Below are 18,638 nucleotides of genomic sequence, written 5' to 3'. Positions count from 1 at the left end.
TTGGCCGGGATCGGCTCAGATGTCGAGGTCTTGGGAGGTGCCGTGCTGGGCGATGTCGGCGATGGTGCGGTAAACCTTCGCGGGCACCAGATCTCGCATTTCCTCGACCGAATCCACCACGGTGACCGTGAAATCGCCCCAGTCCTGGTTGCCGATATTGATCATGTTGCGCCAGTTCCTCCAGTCCTGGGTGAAGTCGGTGAACACCGCGAAGTCGGACCATTCCGAAAACTGGCGCTGCACCACGTATTTGCCTTTACGGCTCCGATAGACGCGCACCACCTCGATACCGTCCTTGGTGACCTGGCGCGCCTCGATGAGCCGACGCCCGTGGAAGCGCTGGGTGCGGCCGCCGCCGGGACCGGCCTTCAGCACGATCTCCGGGAAATCGTCGACTTCCTGGAAATCGCCGGCCTTGTGGATGTCGATGGGAGCACCCGCGGGCGGTGCATCGGATTGGTGCTGGTCGTTGGTCATGATGTCCCCGTTTTCATTCGTGGATGCGCATGCAGGCATGGGTCAACTAGCGGCGGATCCCTCATTCGATCCGTCGTAGCCGGGCGCTGTGCGGTTGTGGATGACGTCGTGCGCGTTGTCCGTCACTCGGTCTCGACACACTATAAGTAGATGTATACGTATAACGCAAGAGGGGCGCTATCAGGATCGATAGCGAAGCGCGCTCGCGGGGCTAGGCGAGTTGCGCGCGGCGCAGGAGGTATTCGGTCAGCGGCTCGTAGAGGCCGGGTTCGAGGCCGTCGTCGAGTGGGACGGCGACGGCGATCTTGCCCTCGTCGTATCCGGCGAAGAGCGCAGGATCGTTGCAGTCGCCGAAGCCAACGGTTTCTATACCCGCCTCACCCGCAGCACCCGCCCAGCCGTGGTCGGCGACGACCAGACGCGGGAGTTCACCGTCGAGGTGCGCGAGCGCGGCACGCATCGGCTCGGGATCGTGCGTGTGCCGCCACCTTCCGTCCGCACCGACCAGCGCGGCGACGCCCGAGGCGTAAGCGATTTCGCGATACGGGGAGGGCTCCCAGAGCCGGGATTCGTACGACCAGCCCGCCGCAGGCGTGAGCACGGCGCACCCGGCGGCGCGCAGCGCATCCTCGATCGCCCGGTAGACACCGAGCAGCGTCTCCGGATGCCCGGTCGCCAGCAACACGGTCGCGCCGTCGGCGGCCGCGGCGCCGAGACGCTCCCCCATCGCGTCGAGTGCGTCGATCGTGAGATCCGGATCGATGGTGTCGACGCCCCTGGTGCGCTCCGGATTCGGATCGACCCCGCACAACCGCGCCATCATCGCCAACGTCTCGTCGAACGACCAATCCCGCAGCCGCAACCCGAACTGATACCGCGGATCCTTGGCCACCATCCGCCCGTAATGCCGCAGATTCCCCTCCCGCGGCGTCGCCACCTCCCCGGCGATCCCGCTGCGCACCAACTGCTCACGCAACTCCGCCCGCGACACCCGCTCGAATCCCATCGCACCCCTCCGAACTGGCGCGGCCCCACATCGGCGCGCAGTTCGGCCACCGCCGATCGGTAGACAGCAGACCCGGCTTCCCCGCCGCTTCGTCCACCGCGACCGCTCATCGAGTACGTTACCCGCGGCGATCGGACTCCAGGCGGGTTCAGCCCGTAGATCCGCCCAGGTCGAAAGTCTCCTCATCGCTGAGTAACGGCTCGTCAGTCGACGACGGAGCGCTCGGCCCGGCACCCCGGGAACGGCGAAGGCCCGCTTCCCGGAATGGGAAGCGGGCCTTCGAGGTTCACGCCGTGGAGCGGGGAATTACTTCGCCTTCTCCAGGACCTCGACCAGACGCCAGCGCTTGGTGGCCGACAGCGGGCGGGTCTCCATCAGCTGAACGCGGTCGCCGATGCCGGCGATCTCGTTCTCGTCGTGCGCCTTCACCTTGGAGGTGGTGCGGATGATCTTGCCGTAGAGCGGGTGCCGGTGACGGTCTTCCAGCTCGACGACGATCGTCTTGTTCATCTTGTCCGAGACAACGTAGCCGCTGCGAACCTTGCGGCTGTTGCGCTGCCCTTCCACTTTTTCGCTCATGCCGCATCTCCCTTGCCAGCGGGTCCGGTGGCCAGACCGAGCTCACGCTCACGCATGACCGTGTAGATGCGCGCGATCTCGTGACGAACGACGCGCAGACGACGGTTGTTGTCCAGCTGACCCGTCGCCATCTGGAAGCGCAGGTTGAACAGCTCTTCCTTCGACTCACGCAGGCGGGAGACGAGTTCCTCTTCGGTGAGCTCGCGGAGCTCTGCGGCCGGTGTACCGGTTGCCATCAGAACTGCTCCTCCCTGGTCACGATCCTGCACTTCATCGGGAGCTTGTGCATCGCGCGGCGCAGCGCCTCGCGAGCGATCTCCTCGTTCGGGTAAGACATTTCGAACATCACGCGGCCGGGCTTGACGTTCGCGATCCACCACTCCGGCGAACCCTTACCGGAACCCATGCGGGTCTCGGCGGGCTTCTTGGTCAGCGGGCGATCCGGGTAGATGTTGATCCAGATCTTGCCGCCACGGCGGATGTGGCGAGTCATCGCGATACGCGCCGACTCGATCTGCCGGTTGGTGACGTAGGCAGGCTCTAGAGCCTGGATACCGAAGTCACCGAAGGCCACCGACGTGCCGCCCTTGGCCATACCCGAGCGACCCGGGTGGTGCTGCTTGCGGTGCTTGACCTTGCGAGGCATCAGCATGCGTCAGCCCTCCTGCTTCTCTGCCGGGGCGTCCGCCACCGCGGTGGCGGCGCGTCCGACCTCAGTGCTGGTCGCAGTGGTGCCGGTGGAGCCGGAACGACGCGGACGGCTCGGCCGCTCGCGGCGCGGACGATCGCGATCGCCGGCCGGAGCGCTCGCGGCGGTCAGCTCACGCTTGCCACCGACGATGTCGCCCTTGTAGATCCAGACCTTCACGCCGATGCGACCGAAGGTGGTCTTGGCCTCGTAGAGGCCGTAGTCGATGTCGGCGCGCAGCGTGTGCAGCGGCACCCGACCCTCACGGTAGAACTCCGAGCGCGACATTTCGGCGCCGCCGAGGCGGCCCGAGCACTGCACACGGATGCCCTTGACGTTCGGCGAACGCATGGCCGACTGGATGGCCTTGCGCATCGCGCGACGGAACGCCACACGGTTGGACAGCTGCTCGGCCACACCCTGGGCAACCAGCTGCGCATCCGACTCGGGGTTCTTGACCTCGAGGATGTTCAGCTGAACCTGCTTGCCGGTGAGCTTCTCCAGCTCGGCGCGGATGCGGTCGGCTTCCGCACCGCGGCGGCCGATCACGATGCCCGGACGTGCGGTGTGGATGTCCACCCGCACGCGGTCACGGGTGCGCTCGATCTCGACCTTCGAGATGCCCGCCCGCTCCATGCCGTTGGCCAGCAGCCGACGGATGGCGACGTCTTCCTTCACGTAGTCCGCGTACTGCTTGTCCGCGTACCAACGCGACTTCCAGTCGGTGGTGATACCGAGGCGGAAGCCATGGGGGTTGATCTTCTGTCCCATTTACTTTGCCCCTCCCTTCCGGCGGCTGCGAGCAGCACCGGCGGTGGGCACGCTCTCGACCTCGATGGTGATGTGGCTGGTGCGCTTGCGGATCCGGAATGCGCGGCCCTGGGCCCGCGGCTGGAAACGCTTCATGGTGGCGCCCTCGTCGACGTAGGCCGTCGAGATCACCAGCGTGGCCGGGTTCAGACCGAGGTTGTTCTCGGCGTTCGCCGCAGCGCTGGCGACGACCTTCGCGACCGGCTCGCTCGCGGCCTGCGGCGCGAACTTCAGGATCGCGAGAGCGTCCTCGACTCGCTTGCCGCGGACCAGGTCCACGACGCGGCGAGCCTTCATCGGGGTGACGCGCACGTGCTTGGCGGTCGCCCGGGCAGTGGGGTTCTGAGTCTCAGTCGTCATCGCCGCTTGCTCTTCCGGTCTTCCTTGACGTGGCTCTTGAACGTCCTGGTCGGCGCGAACTCACCGAGCTTGTGTCCGACCATGGACTCCGAGACGAACACCGGGACGTGCTTGCGGCCGTCGTGCACCGCAAAGGTGTGCCCGATGAAATCCGGGATGATGGTCGAACGACGCGACCAGGTCTTGATGACCTGCTTCGTGCCCTTCTCGTTCTGCACGTCCACCTTCGCGAGGAGGTGGTCGTCGACGAACGGGCCCTTCTTGAGGCTGCGTGGCATTTCTTACCTCCTCCTTCAGCGCTTCTTGCCGGTCTTGCGACGGCGGACGATGAGCTTGTCGCTCGGACGGTTGGGCTTACGGGTGCGGCCTTCCGGCTGACCCCACGGCGAGACCGGGTGGCGACCACCGGAGGTCTTGCCCTCACCACCACCGTGCGGGTGGTCGACGGGGTTCATGACGACACCACGGACCGTGGGGCGACGGCCCTTCCAGCGCATACGGCCGGCCTTGCCCCAGTTGATGTTCGACTGCTCGGCGTTGCCGACCTCGCCGACGGTGGCGCGGCAGCGCACGTCGACGCGACGGATTTCACCGGAGGGCATACGCAGCGTGGCGTAGGGGCCTTCCTTACCGAGCAGCTGGATGCTCATGCCCGCGGAACGGGCCAGCTTGGCGCCGCCGCCCGGACGCAGCTCCACCGCATGGATGGTGGTACCGGTCGGGATGTTGCGCAGCGGCAGGTTGTTGCCCGGCTTGATGTCGGCCGTCGGGCCGGACTCGATCGGGGTGCCCTGCTGGATACCCTTCGGCGCGATGATGTAGCGCTTCTCGCCGTCCACGTAGTGGAGCAGCGCGATGTTGGCGGTCCGGTTCGGGTCGTACTCGATGTGCGCGACCTTGGCGGGGATGCCGTCCTTGTCCAGGCGACGGAAGTCGATGAGACGGTACGCCCGCTTGTGCCCGCCACCGCGGTGACGAGTGGTGATGCGGCCGTGCGCGTTACGACCACCGGTCTTGGTCAGCGGACGAAGCAGCGACTTCTCCGGGGTGGACCGGGTGATCTCGGCGAAGTCCGAGACGCTGGAGCCACGGCGGCCCGGCGTTGTCGGCTTGTACTTGCGAATTGCCATGAGTTCTTCTCTGCTTTCTGGATTCCCGCCCGCTTACGCGACCGGGCCTCCGAAGATCTCGATGGGCTTGCTGTCGGCCGAGATGGTCACGAGCGCACGCTTGGTGTTCTTGCGCTTGCCGTAACCGAAGCGGGTCCGCTTGCGCTTGCCCTGACGGTTGGCGGTGTTGACGCTGGTGACCTTCACACCGAAGACCTTCTCGACGGCGATCTTGATCTGCGTCTTGTTGGAGTCCGGGTGCACCACGAAGGTGTAGGTGCCTTCCTCGATCAGTCCGTAGGACTTCTCCGAGATGACCGGCGCCAGCAGGATGTCGCGGGGGTCGGCGATGGTGGTCACTTGCTCTCCTCCTGTGCCGCCTCGGCGGGACCGTGAACGAAAGCGTTCAGGGCCTCGACGCTGAACACCACTTCGTCGCTGTTGAGGACGTCGTAGGTGTTGAGCTGATCCGGGGCGATCGGCTGCACGTTCTGCAGGTTCGCCACGCTCTTCCACGCGGCGATGTCCTCGCGGCCGACGACGACCAGGAACTTCTTGCGGTCCGACAGCTCGGCCAGGAAGCTCTTGGCGGTCTTGGTCGACGGGGCCTGACCCGCGACCAGTTCGGTGACCACGTGGATGCGCTCGTTGCGGGCCCGGTCCGACAGGGCGCCACGCAGGGCGGCGGCCTTCATCTTCTTCGGGGTCCGCTGGCTGTAGTCGCGCGGCTGCGGGCCGTGGACGGTGCCACCGCCGGCGAACTGCGGCGCGCGGGTCGAGCCCTGACGGGCGCGGCCGGTGCCCTTCTGGCGGTACGGCTTCTTGCCACCACCGGACACCTCGCCACGAGTCTTCGTGGAGTGAGTGCCCTGACGAGCGGCGGCCAGCTGCGCGACGACGACCTGGTGCATCAGCGCGATGTTGGCGGTCACGTCGAAGATCTCCGCGGGGAGGTCGACGGTGCCGTTGGTCTTGCCACCGATCTCCTTGACCGGCAGCGTCAGGTTGGCCTTCTTCTCGAGGCTGGTCATGCGTGCGCACCACCCTTCACGGCGCTCTTGACGATCACGACGCCGCCCTTGCGACCCGGGATCGCACCCTTGATCAGGAGCAGGCCGTTCTCGGCGTCCACCTTGTGAACCGACAGGTTCTGGGTGGTGACGCGGTCGTTACCCATCCGACCCGACATGCGCATGCCCTTGAACACGCGGCCGGGGGTGGCGCAGCCACCGATGGAACCCGGGCGACGGTGCACGGCCTGCGCACCGTGCGAGGCACCCTGACCGGCGAAGCCGTGACGCTTCATGGTGCCGGCGAAGCCCTTGCCCTTGCTGGTGCCGGTGACGTCGACGTAGGCGCCCTCTTCGAACACGTCGGCGCTGATCTCCTGGCCGACCTCGAAGGTGGAGGCGTCCGCGACCCGGATCTCGGCGATGTGGCGGCGCGGGGTGACCTCGGCCTTGGCGAACTGGCCGGAGGTCGGCTTGTTCACCTTGCGCGGGTCGATGGCGCCGAAGGCGACCTGGACGGCGCTGTAGCCGTCGCGCTCCACGGTGCGGATCTGGGTGACGACGTTCGGGCCCGCCTTGACGACGGTGACCGGGACGACGCGGTTCTTCTCGTCGAAGACCTGGGTCATGCCGAGCTTGGTACCCAGGATGCCGGCCGCGGGCCGGTTCTTGTTGTCAGTCATGTCTCGAGTCCCCGTCACTGAATGTTGACGTCGACGCTGGCCGGCAGGTCGATGCGCATGAGCGCGTCGACCGTCTTCGGCGTCGGGTCGAGGATGTCGATGAGGCGCTTGTGCGTACGCATCTCGAAGTGTTCGCGCGAGTCCTTGTACTTGTGCGGCGAACGGATGACGCAGTACACGTTCTTCTCGGTCGGCAACGGCACCGGGCCGACCACACGGGCCCCGGTACGGGTCACCGTCTCAACGATCTTGCGCGCAGACGCATCGATCGCCTCGTGGTCATAGGCCTTGAGCCTGATGCGGATCTTTTGTCCCGCCACGCTAAGTGTCCTTTTCTCCGCTTTCCTTCGTGATCCGGAAGCCGGGCTTCCGCACCACCCTCAATTTGCACAGCCCGAACACACGAAAGACGTCTCAGAGGAGACCACGACCGGGCACGCCCGATCCTCGCCGCTGTTCATCTGTCATGGTTCTCCGGTACACGCGGTCGGGCGTGTCGCCCTACCGCTTATTCCTCAGCCCGGACCGAAAACTTCATCTCAGGCTCGGAACAACGTCCCGGACGTACTCACACCGGAAACCGGCGAAGCACTCGATTGGGTACTGCTCGCCTCACCGTTCACGCCCTGTCTCAACCGAAACAGGCACGACCTCGTGCAAGGCAACCCGAACAGTATGCCCGAGACCCCCAACCCACTTCAAATCGCCCCCACTGTCACCCCGATCACCCCCGCGCATCCCGCGACTTCGCAGGTCATTCGCGCGCCTCGCAGACGTTGCAGCCCCTGCGAGGCGTGTGAAGAACCTGCGAGGAACCTCTGGAGTACGGAACTTACTTTTGAGTAAGATCGTGGGTATGGGTACAGAGACCGCGACGCTGCGCGGGTGGAAGAAGCTGCCGGACAATCGGCTGGGGCACGCGCTGTTCTCGCTGGGGATGGTGGCTCGGGTGCCGTACTTCGGCACGGTGCTGCCCAGTGTGGTGCGGCTGGAGCCGGGGCTGTGCGAGGTGACCTCGCCGAAGTGGTTCGGCATCCACAATCATCTCGGCACGTTCCATGCCATCGCGGCGTGCAACCTGGCCGAGGTGGCCATGGGCATGCTCAGCGAGGCCACGGTGCCGACTACGCACCGCTGGATTCCCAAGGCGATGAACGTGCAGTACCTGGCCAAGGCCGACACGGGGTTGCGCGCGGTGGCGAAGCTGGCGGAGATTCCGGACTTCGCGGAGATCACCGAGGGCCGGGACCTCGTGGTGCCGGTGTCGATCTACGACAAGCACGGAGTCGAGGTCGTGCACGCCGACATCACGACCTGGGTCACGCCGAAATAGTCGACTCGCTGGCGCGGTGGTGTTGGACACTGGTGAGCCCCTGATTGGTTGCACCGGGGTCGATGCAGCGGATTGAATGCGGATATGAGTGACGGTGCGGGCCGGGCGGCCGATCTGTGCGTCGTCGGGCTCGGCCCGACCGGACGGGCGCTGGCCCACCGGGCGATGCGGGCGGGGCTGCGGGTGGTCGCGATCGACCCGCGGCCGGAACGGCTCTGGCCGCCCACCTACTCCTGCTGGGTCGACGAGTTGCCGGAGTGGTTGCCGCCGAGCGCGATCGGGTCGCGCATCGAGGTGCCGACGGTGTGGACCAAGACCGAGCACCGCATTCCCCGCCCCTACTGCGTGCTGTCCAAGCAAGGTCTCTACGACGCGCTGCCGCTCGACGACGCGGAGGTGATCGCCGGGCGCGCCACCCGCGTCGACGCGCACGAGGTCGAACTGGCCGACGGCGCGGTGGTACGGGCCGCGGCGGTGTTCGACACCCGGGGGCTGCCCGCTCTCGGCCAGCGCAGGGCGGCCAGTGCGCACGGCATCTTCGTCGACGAGGCGACCGCCGCACCGATGGTCGGCGCGGGCGAGGGACTGCTGCTGGACTGGCGGCCGGAGAACGGCGCGGGTCCGGATGAACCGCCGTCGTTCCTCTACGCGGTCCCGATCGGCGACGGCACGGTGATCTTCGAGGAGACCAGCCTCGGCCTGCGCGGCGGCATGCCGCAGCACGAGCTGCGCGAGCGGACGCTGAATCGGCTCGCCGCCCACGGGATTCGGCTCACCGGCGCGGAACCGAGCGAGGCCGCCCACTATCCGCTGGACCAGCCGCCGCCGAAGAAGGGCACCGCGCGGGTGGTTCCGTTCGGATCGCGCGGCGGCATGATGCACCCCTGCACCGGCTACAGCGTCGCCGATTCACTCGCCCTGGTCGACACCGCGATCGACGCGCTGCGCACGGGCCGCGACCCGATCGACGCGCTGTGGCCGTGGCGGGCGCGGCTGGTCTATTGGATGCGCGTGCGCGGGCTGTGGGGCCTCGGCAGGCTGACCACCGAGCAGTCGATCGCCATGTTCGAGGCGTTCTTCACCGAATCCGAACGCGGCCAGCGCGCGCTGCTGTCCGCACACGACGACTACGCCGCGCTCGGCGCGGTGCTGTTCAACACGGTCTCGCACACCTGGCCGTTCCGCTGGCGCTACGACCTGGTCGGCTGGACGAACCGCAACCGCTGGGTCGGTCACGAATTCAGCAGGCCGCGCGAGCCGATGACGACCGAGAACGACTAGCCACAGGTTCGGGCACCGGCCGAGCGGCGGGCAGGTGATCTGGACCGGCCCGCCGAACCCGATGCCGATCAGGCGGTTTCGGCCGCCCTGCGGTAACCGCGAACCGCGGGCACCGCGAAGACGACCACCAACCCGACCGTCCACGCGATCGTCTTCAGCAGCGGCTCCGCGACCGGCCCGCCCGCCGAGAGCCCGCGCATCGCATCGATGGCGGTGCTCATCGGCTGGTTGCCGACCACGTCCTGCAGCCAGGTGGGGTAGGCGAACACCGGGACGAAACCGGTGTTGAAGAACATCAGCAGCGTGTTGACGATCGTGATCAGGCTGACCAGCAGCACGCCCTCGGTGAGGGTCGCGAGCGCCGTGCACAGCACCGCGAAACCGATGCCGAACAGCACCGGGATGCCGATCAGCGCGATCGCCGCCAGCGGTCCCTGATTGAAACGGAAGCCGAGCGCCATGCCCACCGCGAGCACGAACAGCGTCGTGATCAGCACCCGCACCGCCTCGGCGAGCAACCGGCCCGACAGGCTCGCCGCGCGATTCATCGGCATGGTCCAGAACCGGCTCAGCAGACCGGTGGCCTTCTCCACCTTGAAACCGAGCGCGCTCACCACCGCGCCGGACATGGCCGCCACCAAGGTGATCAGCGGAACCTGGCCGTAGATGGCGTCCATGCCGGTGTTCCTGGTGATCGTCCCGCCGAGCACGACGTCGAACATGAGCAGGGTCAGCGCCGGATAGACCAGCGTCTGGATGGTGGTCGCAGGGTCGCGCATCCACCCGATCAGCAGGCGCTTGCACTGCAGCAGGCTGTGCTGCGCCCAGGTGCCGATCGCCTGCTCCGAGCGCGGAGTCACGGTCGGCAGCGGCGCGAATTCCGTGCCCTTCTCCGCGGATTCCGTCGTTTGCGTCACGCTCATGACCGCCTCACACTCGCCCACACCGCGAACGGCATGAACACCACCGTCAACCCGATCAGCCACGTCAGCGGCACCCACAGCACACCCCAGCTCACCCCGTCGGCGGCCATGTCGCGCAGCGCGAAGGAGAACTGCGAGATGGGCTGGTTGCGCACGAACGGCTGGATCCACTCGGGGAAGCTGCTTTCCGGCACGAACCCGCAGGACAGCATGCCGAAGATCAACGTCGGCAGGGTGAGCGCCTGACTGAGTTGCTCCGGGCTCTTGGTGAGGCTGCCGAGACCGTCCGCGCCGATGGCGAGCACGGTGCCGATGGCCAGCGAGAACACGCAGAACAGCACGGCCTGGCCGAACCCGGCTTCGAACTCGAAACCGATCATGTACCCGAAGAGCAGCGCGCCGGTCAACGAGGTGACCGAACGGACGAGGCCGGCGCAGATCCGCGAGGTGAGCGGCACCAGCGTGCCGATCGGCATGGTCTGCAGGCGCGAGCTCAGGCCGGTCATCGCCTCGAACGCGGCGAGCTGCGCGTTGGACAGCATGGTGAACGCCATCGTCTGCAGCACGATGATCGGCATGACGAACTGCGCGTAGTCGATGCCCTGGAGCTTCATCACGAAGCGCAGCGGCAGATAGAAGCCCAGGGTGAACACCAGCGGCGTCACGAAGGCGACGATCAGCTCGCCCTTGGTGGCCATGGTCTTCACCACGCGGCCGGTCAGCGCCCGCCACTGCGCGAAGGAGGACGGCCGGGCGACGGGTAGTTCGGCGAAGAGCTGGGCCGCCTCGGAGGTGGCCGGTTCGGTGGCGCTCGCGGTCACGAGTGGCCGCCCGTGTGTCCGGTGAGCGAGAGGAAGACGTCGTCGAGCGACGGCCTGCGCAATGCGATGTCGGCCAGCGCGACGCCCGCGCTGTCGAGCCTGCGCAGCGCCTCCGACAGGGTGGTCGCGCCGTGCGGCGCAGGGAAGGAGAGCCGGTCGGCGCCGTCGAGTTCGGCGGTGACGTTGGCGGGCACCAGATCGCCCAGCGCGTACGCGGCGGTCAGTACCTGCTTCGGATCGAGCGGGACCACCTCGCAGTAGCTGCCGCCGGTCTTCTCCTTGAGTTCCTCGGCGGTGCCCTCGGCGATGACCGTGCCCTTGTCGATGACGATGATGTTGTCGCTGAGCACGTCGGCTTCTTCGAGGTACTGCGTGGTCAGCAGCACCGTGATGCCCTGATCCTTGAGCACGCTCACCAGATCCCAGACGCCTTGGCGGCTGCGCGGATCCAGACCGGTGGTCGGCTCGTCGAGGAACACCACCTCGGGGCGCACGACGAGGCCGCAGGCGATGTCCACCCGGCGGCGCATGCCGCCGGAGTAGTTGCGCACCGCGCGCTTGCCCGCGCTCACCAGATCGAACTCCTCGAGCAGGGTGTCGGCGCGCTTGCGCGCGGCGGACTTGCCCAAGCCCATCAGCCTGCCGAACAGTTCGAGGTTCTCGCGGCCGGAGAGGTTTTCGTCCAGCGCGGCGTACTGCCCGGTCATCATGATCGAGCGCCGCACCCCCGCGGGGTCCTCGCGCACATCGTGGCCCGCGACGACGGCGGTGCCCGAATCGGGGCGCAGCAGCGTGGAGAGGATCTTGACCGTGGTGGTCTTGCCCGCACCGTTGGGGCCGAGGATACCGAGCACACTCGCCTTTTCGACGGTGAAGCTGATCCCTTGCAGTGCGTGCACGTCGCCGAACGACTTGCGGACGTCCTCGACGCGGACCGCTGGTTCGCGCTCCGCCAAGTCTGGCTGGCGCGCCGGCGATTCTGCTGGGTTCAAGCTGGGCATCAACTCTCCACTATCGGCGGGGGCGGCGATCCGATCGCCGGACGCACTCGAAGTACGTCGGGGTGGTGATCCCTGCCGCTGGGCGTGATGTTACCGGCATCTCGATTCCTGGACAGGCGACCACTCCATACCCAGATGGGAACTCGAATAAGTGTGGGATTGATCACATTCGGAGCCACTCACCCCCACAGCACACAATCGACGCTGGTCGAGGCATGGCAAGGGCAGTGCAGGGGCGGTGACGCAGCCTTGTCGGCCGGGGACGGCGACCATAGTCTGCTAAACGGGGGCATACACGCACTCACTCGTCTGTGGCGGGACCGCGCTGGGAGCCGGTCCGTCAGGGGTCGGCTCGATTCGGGTGGGAGCACGGCGGGTCGAGACTGCAAAGAGGTAACCATGGCCGAGTCCGCGCAGCCACGCTTGGCGGCGCATCCGGGAGGATCGGGCCGATCGAGCGTGCTGATATCCCATGATCCGCGCACCGGAGAGGTGGTCGGAAATTACGCCGTGATGGGGGCGGGCGAGCTGAATCGCACCGTCCGCGCCGCGCGCGCCGCCGAAAGATGGTGGGCTGATTTGGGTTTCGGTGGCCGCAAGCGATGGCTGCTGGATTGGAAGCGCAGCATCGCAAGGCGGGCAAGTGAATTGGTGGAGCTGGTCTCCGAGGAGACCGGAAAACCACAGGCGGATGCGGCAATCGAGGTGATGCTGGCGATCGAGAATCTGGATTGGGCCGCGCGCAACGCTTCTCGCGCACTGCGGCGGCGCAGGATCGGTTCGAGTTGGCTGAGCCGCAATCAGCAAGGCTCGGTGGGTTATCTGCCGCTCGGCGTCGTCGGGGTGCTCGGGCCGTGGAACAACCCGGTCTTCACGCCGATGGGTTCGATCGCCTACGCCATGGCGGCGGGCAACGCGGTGGTGTTCAAGCCGCACGAGCTGACCACCGGTGTCGGGGTGTGGCTGGCCGAGAGCTGGGCCGCGCTGGCTCCGAGCCAACCGGTCCTGCAGGTGGTGACCGGGGACGGCGGCACGTCGGCCGCGCTGTGCCGGGCCAAGCTGGACAAGATCGCCTACGCGGGCTCCGAAGTGGGTGCGCGGGAGGTGATCTCGCTGTGCGCCCAGTCCATGACGCCGGTGGTGGTCGAGCGCAGCGGTAAGGGCGCGATGGTGGTGCACGTCGACGCGAAGCTCGACGAGGCGGCCGAGGCCGCGGTCTACGGGGCGATGGCCAACGCGGGCCAGAATCCCTCCGGTCTGCAGCGCGCCTACGTCGCGGATTCGGTCTACGACAACTTCCTCGATCTGGTGGCCGAGCACGCCCGGCGGCTGCGCCCCGGCGCGGACAAGCGCGCCTCCTACGGTCCGATGATTCTGGAAGCTCAGGTCGACGTGGTGCGCAAGCAGGTGCGCGACGCGCTCGCCAGGGGCGGGCGCGCGGTGGTCGGCGGACTGGATTCGATCCGTGAGCCCTACGTCGAGCCGATCGTGCTCGCCGAGGTGCCCGAGGAGAGCATCGCGGTCACCGGCGAGGCGATCGGGCCGGTGCTGATCGTGAACCGGGTGCCGAACATCGAGGAGGCGGCCAAGCGCATCAACGCCACCGGAAACGGCGTCGCGGTCTCGGTGTTCACCAGGGACATACACAGCGTGGAGGACTTCGCCGAGACCCTGCGCGTCGGCGTGGTGACGATCAACTCGACCACCGCCCACCTCGGCATCCCCGCGCTGCCCATCGGCGGCGTCGGCGAGTACGGCCAGGGCCACAGCCACGGCGAGCACGGGCTGCGCGAGTTCAGCAGGACGCTCGCCGTCGCGCGCAAGCGCTACCGCGCCCCGATGAACCTGGCCACCTTCGACCGGCACCCGCGCCATCTCCGCACGGCCAAGGCGATGTTCCGACTACGTCACGGGAGCCGCGGCTGAGGGGAGCAGGACCGCGTCCATCAGCGCCGTCACGCGGGCCAGCTGAGCCGGGCGGGCGTCGAAGCGGATGAGCCTGCCGATGTCGATGACCTGGCCGATGGCGGCGTGCACGCGGAACCGGGCCTCGACGGGGTCGCCGTCGAGCAGGTTCGCCCATTCCAGGACGTTCTGGCGCTGGATGGCGCGCAGCTTGTGCTGCTCGGCCTGCGGCAGGTTGCTGAACTCGGCGTAGTAGACCGGCATGATCTCCGGGGTGGCGAAGCTCAGCTTGGCGTAGCGCGCGGCGATCAGGCGTACCGCGTCCGGCCGGTTCGTCGCCTCGGCGAGCGCGTCGGTCATGGCGACCGAGACCCGGTCGCCCGCGCGGTGAAAGGCGGCGGCGAGCAGATCGGATTTGCTGCTGAAGTACCGGTAGACGCTGGAGGCGTTGATTCCGACCGCGGCGCCGATCTCCTCGATGCTGGCCTCGTGATAGCCCTGGCGGCCGAAGATCCGGATGGCCTCGGCGAGCAGCTGTTCGCGCTTGGAGGTGACCGGAAGGCCGCGCGCCACCGGACTCTGCTCCGGTTGCGCGGGAGCGGGCGGCAGCTCGGCGCGCAGGATCGACCAGCACATGTCGCGCAGCAACGGAAGCAGCCGGGCGCCGGACAGCGCCGTGCGGTGCGCGGAAATGCTCGCCACCACGCTGAGCACCGACGCGGCGAGCACCCGCAGGTCGGCTTCGGGAACGTCAGGGCGCAGCTCGGCGATGGGCGCGGCGAGGGTGGCGTTCAGATCGTCGTAGATCTTGCGGATCCGGATCCGATCTTCACGTTCCAGGTAGCGGCGCTCCCACCGGTAGAGGCCCGCCTCGCGCCGGATGTCGATGGTGTGCTCGGCGATCGCCTTGATCAGGCCGTCGAGCCGCGGTTCGGGGTCCAGCCCGGGATCGTCGGCGTTGCGCGCGACGGCGAGCAGATGCCGCGCGCCCTCCTCGGCGGCGGCGACGAGCAGCGCGTACTTGTTCGCGAAATGCCGGTACAGCGCGGGCCCGGAAATACCGACGTCGGCGGCGATTTCGTCGACGCCGACCGGGTAGTACCCGCGTTCGCTGAAGGCACGCGCGGCGGCCCGGATGATCTGAGCCTTGCGGTCCTTGGGGCGGCGGCGCACCCCGGCGCTCTCCGGTCCGGTCCTGCCCCCGCTCGGTTCGGGCCGCGCGGGCGCGAGGTCTACCTCGCCGTGTTCCGCGACCATGCACCTCTCCGTTCTGGGACGGCGCCGCCTGGTTGACAGCGCCGGACAAGTCCACATAAGTTAACCACAATTCGCAAAGTTAACCACCATTCATGGTCCGGCGTCCGCCGAATCGCAGACCAGGAGCGAAAAATGAGCAATACCGATTCCGAACCCGCCGCGGCGGCCACCGCCGGCTTCACCGCGGTGCAGGACGGCAAGGTACTGCGTATCACCCTCACCAAGCCCAAGCGCAAGAACGCCATCGACTACGACACGATGGTCGCACTGGGCGACACGTTCCTGGCCGCGGCCGAGCACCGATCGGTGCGTGCGATCGTGCTGACCGGCGAGGGCGGCGACTTCTGCACCGGCGCGGATCTGGCCGCGTCCCCCGGCGAGGCGCAGCGCGGCATCACCGCCGACTTGGTGATGGACGCGGCCAACCGGCTGGTGAAGGCCATCGTGGACGCGCCGGTTCCGGTTGTCGCCAGGATCAAGGGCGCGGCCGCCGGCGTGGGCGTCGGCATCGCGCTGGCCGCCGACCTGGTGTACGCGAGCGAGGATTCCTACCTGCTGCTGGCATTCATCAACATCGGCCTGATGCCCGACGGCGGCGCGGCCGCGTTGGTCGCCGCCGCCGCGGGACGCCCGCTGGCCGCGGAGATGGCGCTGCTCGGCGAGCGGCTGCCCGCACCCGCCGCGAAGCGGGCCGGGCTGTTCACGGCCGTGCTGCCCGACGACGAGCTCGACGCGGTGGTGGAGGCCGCGGTCGCCAAGATCGCCGCGGGCCCGCGGCGCGCGCTGGAGCTCACCAAGAAGGCGCTCAACCAGGCCACCCTGACCGCGCTCGACGCGGCGCTCGCGGCAGAGAAGTCCGGCCAGAGCGAGCTGCTCGGCTCCCCCGATTTCCGCGAGGGAGCCACGGCGATGCTGACCAAGCGCAAGCCGGTCTTCGCCGACTGAGTTTCCCTCGGCGTCGCGGCAATCCCGCGACGCCGGGGAATCCCGGGCACCGCGAGGTGCGCCGGATCGGTCGTTCGCGGGTCGCCAACCGGTAGCTCGGGCCCCGCGAACACCACCCGGTCCACCGCTGTGTGATCCCGGGCACATGCCGCGCACCTCGGGCGACTATGTTGAATCGCTATGGCTTACCTGGTTACCGGAGCAACTGGGTTCATCGGTCGTTTTCTGATCCCCCAGCTGCTCGAGCGCGATGCGGACATCCACGTGCTGGTCCGGCCCGGTCAGCAGTCGGCCGACCGGTTCGCCTGCTGCACCAGGGAATGGGACGCGGGCGAGCGGGTGCGACCGGTCCGCGGCGATCTCGGGGCGCCCGGGCTAGGCATCGACAGCAACTGGCTGGCACAGCATCGCGGCGCCATCGACCACGTCTTCCACCTGGCCGCGGGCTACGACCTGACCGAGCGCGGCGCGGGCACCCGCAACGTGGTCGACGCCGCGGAGGCGCTGGGAGCCGGTTTGCTGCACCACATTTCGACCGTGGAGGTGGCGGGCTCCGCCGAGGGGCCTTTCACCGAGGACATGTTCGACCACGGACAGACGCTGACCACTCCCCTGCAGCAAGCCAAATTCGAGGCCGAGCGCATCGTCCGGGATTCGGGACTCGCCTGGCGGATCTACCGTCCCTCCATCGTCATCGGCCATTCCAGAACCGGCGAGATCGACCGCATCGACGGTCCCTACTACTTCTTCCGGCTGCTGCGGATGGCGGCCCAGCTACCGCGCATCCTTCCGGTGCTGGTGCCCAAGCTCGGTGAAACCAACATGGTCCCGGTGGATTTCGTGGCGCGGGCACTCGACCACATCGCCCATCGGCCCGGGCCCGCGTCGAGCACCTATCACCTCGTCGATCCCCGCCGGATGAGCGCGGTCGAGGCGCTGAACCTGTTCGCCGACGAGGCGGGTTCGCCGCACCTGGTGGAGGTGATGCCCAAGCGCGCCATGAACATGATGTTGCGGGTGCCCGGCGCCCAGTGGATGCTGCCGCGCGTCGGCGTTCCGATGGACGTGCTCGAACACAGCGAGTTCACCTGCTGGTTCGACGCGAGCCGCGCGGGCGCCGCGCTGGCGGGCACCGACATCAAGGTGCCGCCGCTGGCCGCCTATGCCCCGCTGATCTGGAAGTACTGGATCGAGAACTGGGTGTGATCGGTCCGAGCTAGCCACCCGGCACGGCCGGGTTCGTTCGCCACAAAAGCCGACCGCCCTGCTCACACGGGGTGCGCGAGCAGGGCGGTGGGTGTGGAATCGGGCAGGCTCAGAGACCGAGGCCCTTGGCCAGGACCGGCCACGACCGCGGGAACTCGTCGTTCCAGTAGCCCCACGAGTGGGTGCCGTCCGGACGGAAGTTGAAGGTCGCCGGAATGCCCAGCTCGTTCAGGCGGGTCTGCAGGTTGTGCGTGCAGTAGTTGGTGCCCGCCTCGATGACGCCGCCGATCAGGATCTGGTTGGCCAGACCGTAGGCGCCGGGCAGCGCGTACTCGCCGTTCAGCGTGTCGTGCTGGCCGGGAAGGCCGGTGCCGGTGGAGATGTAGAGGTCGAGACCGCGCAGGCCTTCGGCGTTCACGTACGGGTCGTTCTTGACCCACGCCTCCGAGCCCATCGGGCCCCACATGTTCTCGGTGTCGCCGCCGCCCCAGGTCTCGACGGTGAGCTTCACGAACTCGGCGCCGACCGGGTCACTGGTCTGCGCGCAGCCGCTGTAGGCGGCGGCGGCCTTGTACAGGCCGGGCTTGGCGATCGGCAGCGCGAGCACGGTGGTGCCCGAGGTGGACAGGCCCGCGATGGCGTTCACGCCGTTGGTGCCGAGCGCGCCGTCGACCAGCGGCGGCAGCTCCTCGGTGAAGAAGGTCGTCCACTTGTTGCGGCCCAGCGTCGGGTCGTCCTTGATCCAGTCGGTGTAGTAGCTCCACTTGCCGCCGATCGGCTGGATCACGTTGACGTTCTTGTCCTTCAAGAAGTCGAGCGCTTCCGAACGGGCCACCCAGGAGGCGTCGTCCTCGCCGCCGCCCGCGCCGTTGAGCAGGTAGAGCGTCGGCCGCGGCACCGAGGCGTCGGCCGGACGCTGCACGTCGATGAGGATGTTCTCGTCCATGGCGGCCGAGTACACGTGCAGCCGGATGTTGCGCGAGTCCTTGATCTCCGCTTTGACGATCTTCGAACCGTCGGACGAGGTCGGATTGGCCAGCAGCGCCTTCGACTCGAAGATCGGGTCAGCCGTTGCCGAGGATGCGCCGAGTCCGGACACGAGCCCCGCGAACACCGCAGCGGTCGCGATCATCGCCGCGGCACGCGTGCCACGGCGCCGGTTCTGTCGACGTATCAATTTCGCACCTTCACTTCGTATCGGGATCACGGATGGGTTTCCCCGGGCCGCCGGACGTGCGCGCGGC

23 protein-coding genes are annotated in these 18,638 nt (G+C 67.8%); 5 read left to right on the top strand and 18 right to left on the bottom strand.

The window, feature by feature from the left end:
• Nucleotides 1–15 precede the first annotated feature (15 nt).
• The 13 genes from NL1_RS01930 to rpsJ form a co-directional block, all read right to left on the bottom strand.
• Complete coding sequence (locus tag NL1_RS01930) at nt 16–477, bottom strand: EXLDI protein (RefSeq protein WP_067833461.1); 462 nt, start codon at nt 475–477, stop codon at nt 16–18.
• 211 nt (nt 478–688) lie between these two features.
• Entirely contained in the window at nt 689–1,483 is a 795-nt protein-coding gene (locus NL1_RS01925) for a phosphatase (protein ID WP_067833458.1), read from the bottom strand.
• Between the two features lie 306 nt (nt 1,484–1,789).
• Nucleotides 1,790–2,062, bottom strand: a complete 273-nt coding sequence (gene rpsQ / locus NL1_RS01920; RefSeq protein ID WP_067833455.1) for a 30S ribosomal protein S17 — start codon at nt 2,060–2,062, stop codon at nt 1,790–1,792.
• Nucleotides 2,059–2,298, bottom strand: a complete 240-nt coding sequence (gene rpmC / locus NL1_RS01915) for a 50S ribosomal protein L29 (protein ID WP_011207272.1) — start codon at nt 2,296–2,298, stop codon at nt 2,059–2,061. Before rpmC ends, rpsQ begins: the two co-directional genes overlap by 4 nt.
• On the bottom strand, nt 2,298–2,714 hold the full coding sequence (gene rplP, locus NL1_RS01910; RefSeq protein ID WP_067833452.1) for a 50S ribosomal protein L16: 417 nt from the start codon (nt 2,712–2,714) through the stop codon (nt 2,298–2,300). Before rplP ends, rpmC begins: the two co-directional genes overlap by 1 nt.
• Before the next feature lie 3 nt (nt 2,715–2,717).
• Entirely contained in the window at nt 2,718–3,521 is an 804-nt protein-coding gene (gene rpsC, locus NL1_RS01905; RefSeq protein WP_067833449.1) for a 30S ribosomal protein S3, read from the bottom strand.
• Nucleotides 3,522–3,920: a 50S ribosomal protein L22 gene (rplV, locus tag NL1_RS01900; protein ID WP_062983231.1), complete on the bottom strand. Its 399-nt coding sequence runs from the start codon at nt 3,918–3,920 to the stop codon at nt 3,522–3,524. It abuts the gene before it with no gap.
• Nucleotides 3,917–4,198, bottom strand: a complete 282-nt coding sequence (gene rpsS, locus NL1_RS01895; protein WP_067785343.1) for a 30S ribosomal protein S19 — start codon at nt 4,196–4,198, stop codon at nt 3,917–3,919. The genes rplV and rpsS overlap by 4 nt, the downstream gene beginning before the upstream one ends.
• Before the next feature lie 15 nt (nt 4,199–4,213).
• Nucleotides 4,214–5,050, bottom strand: coding sequence for a 50S ribosomal protein L2 (gene rplB, locus NL1_RS01890; RefSeq protein WP_067785345.1), 837 nt, complete (start codon nt 5,048–5,050; stop codon nt 4,214–4,216).
• 33 nt (nt 5,051–5,083) lie between these two features.
• Nucleotides 5,084–5,389 carry a 50S ribosomal protein L23 gene (gene rplW / locus NL1_RS01885; RefSeq protein ID WP_067833446.1) on the bottom strand — a complete coding sequence of 102 codons (306 nt, stop codon included), beginning with the start codon at nt 5,387–5,389 and terminating at the stop codon, nt 5,084–5,086.
• Nucleotides 5,386–6,060, bottom strand: coding sequence for a 50S ribosomal protein L4 (rplD, locus tag NL1_RS01880; RefSeq protein ID WP_067833443.1), 675 nt, complete (start codon nt 6,058–6,060; stop codon nt 5,386–5,388). Before rplD ends, rplW begins: the two co-directional genes overlap by 4 nt.
• Entirely contained in the window at nt 6,057–6,722 is a 666-nt protein-coding gene (gene rplC / locus NL1_RS01875) for a 50S ribosomal protein L3 (RefSeq protein ID WP_067833440.1), read from the bottom strand. The genes rplD and rplC overlap by 4 nt, the downstream gene beginning before the upstream one ends.
• Nucleotides 6,723–6,736: 14 nt before the next feature.
• The gene (rpsJ, locus tag NL1_RS01870) at nt 6,737–7,042 is read right to left on the bottom strand and encodes a 30S ribosomal protein S10 (protein ID WP_003938093.1); all 306 of its coding nucleotides are present in this window, start codon (nt 7,040–7,042) and stop codon (nt 6,737–6,739) included.
• A gap of 536 nt (nt 7,043–7,578) precedes the next feature.
• Here rpsJ and NL1_RS01865 point away from each other — a divergent pair.
• Both NL1_RS01865 and NL1_RS01860 read left to right on the top strand, forming a co-directional pair.
• Complete coding sequence (locus tag NL1_RS01865) at nt 7,579–8,055, top strand: hotdog fold domain-containing protein (RefSeq protein WP_067833437.1); 477 nt, start codon at nt 7,579–7,581, stop codon at nt 8,053–8,055.
• 84 nt (nt 8,056–8,139) lie between these two features.
• Nucleotides 8,140–9,336, top strand: a complete 1,197-nt coding sequence (locus NL1_RS01860; RefSeq protein WP_067833434.1) for a lycopene cyclase family protein — start codon at nt 8,140–8,142, stop codon at nt 9,334–9,336.
• Between the two features lie 68 nt (nt 9,337–9,404).
• Here the strand turns inward: NL1_RS01860 and NL1_RS01855 are convergent, their stop codons facing one another.
• Genes NL1_RS01855 through NL1_RS01845 form a run of 3 tightly spaced genes read right to left on the bottom strand, consistent with a single transcriptional unit; the run spans nt 9,405 to nt 12,081 of the window.
• Nucleotides 9,405–10,259 carry an ABC transporter permease gene (locus NL1_RS01855; protein ID WP_067833624.1) on the bottom strand — a complete coding sequence of 285 codons (855 nt, stop codon included), beginning with the start codon at nt 10,257–10,259 and terminating at the stop codon, nt 9,405–9,407.
• The gene (locus NL1_RS01850; RefSeq protein ID WP_067833431.1) at nt 10,256–11,080 is read right to left on the bottom strand and encodes an ABC transporter permease; all 825 of its coding nucleotides are present in this window, start codon (nt 11,078–11,080) and stop codon (nt 10,256–10,258) included. Before NL1_RS01850 ends, NL1_RS01855 begins: the two co-directional genes overlap by 4 nt.
• The gene (locus tag NL1_RS01845; protein ID WP_067833428.1) at nt 11,077–12,081 is read right to left on the bottom strand and encodes a daunorubicin/doxorubicin resistance ABC transporter ATP-binding protein DrrA; all 1,005 of its coding nucleotides are present in this window, start codon (nt 12,079–12,081) and stop codon (nt 11,077–11,079) included. The genes NL1_RS01850 and NL1_RS01845 overlap by 4 nt, the downstream gene beginning before the upstream one ends.
• A 399-nt stretch (nt 12,082–12,480) precedes the next feature.
• Here NL1_RS01845 and NL1_RS01840 point away from each other — a divergent pair, with 399 nt between their 5' ends.
• Nucleotides 12,481–14,007 (top strand): aldehyde dehydrogenase family protein, encoded by a 1,527-nt coding sequence (locus NL1_RS01840; RefSeq protein ID WP_067833425.1) that lies wholly within the window; start codon nt 12,481–12,483, stop codon nt 14,005–14,007.
• Here the strand turns inward: NL1_RS01840 and NL1_RS01835 are convergent.
• Nucleotides 13,984–15,243, bottom strand: coding sequence for a TetR/AcrR family transcriptional regulator (locus tag NL1_RS01835; RefSeq protein ID WP_084510219.1), 1,260 nt, complete (start codon nt 15,241–15,243; stop codon nt 13,984–13,986). The genes NL1_RS01840 and NL1_RS01835 overlap by 24 nt on opposite strands.
• Nucleotides 15,244–15,375: 132 nt before the next feature.
• Here NL1_RS01835 and NL1_RS01830 point away from each other — a divergent pair, with 132 nt between their 5' ends.
• Both NL1_RS01830 and NL1_RS01825 read left to right on the top strand, forming a co-directional pair.
• Nucleotides 15,376–16,188, top strand: coding sequence for an enoyl-CoA hydratase-related protein (locus NL1_RS01830; protein ID WP_067833423.1), 813 nt, complete (start codon nt 15,376–15,378; stop codon nt 16,186–16,188).
• A 180-nt stretch (nt 16,189–16,368) separates the two neighbouring features.
• Nucleotides 16,369–17,394 carry an SDR family oxidoreductase gene (locus NL1_RS01825; protein WP_067833420.1) on the top strand — a complete coding sequence of 342 codons (1,026 nt, stop codon included), beginning with the start codon at nt 16,369–16,371 and terminating at the stop codon, nt 17,392–17,394.
• 109 nt (nt 17,395–17,503) lie between these two features.
• Here NL1_RS01825 and NL1_RS01820 read toward each other — a convergent pair whose 3' ends face one another.
• Nucleotides 17,504–18,526 (bottom strand): alpha/beta hydrolase, encoded by a 1,023-nt coding sequence (locus tag NL1_RS01820; RefSeq protein WP_067833418.1) that lies wholly within the window; start codon nt 18,524–18,526, stop codon nt 17,504–17,506.
• Nucleotides 18,527–18,638: the final 112 nt, after the last annotated feature.

Source organism: Nocardia lijiangensis NBRC 108240 (assembly GCF_001613045.1).
In the GTDB taxonomy this organism is placed as follows: domain Bacteria; phylum Actinomycetota; class Actinomycetes; order Mycobacteriales; family Mycobacteriaceae; genus Nocardia; species Nocardia lijiangensis.
The sequence above is the reverse complement of the archived record's forward strand: the minus strand, read 5'-3'. Positions and strand labels throughout refer to the sequence as shown.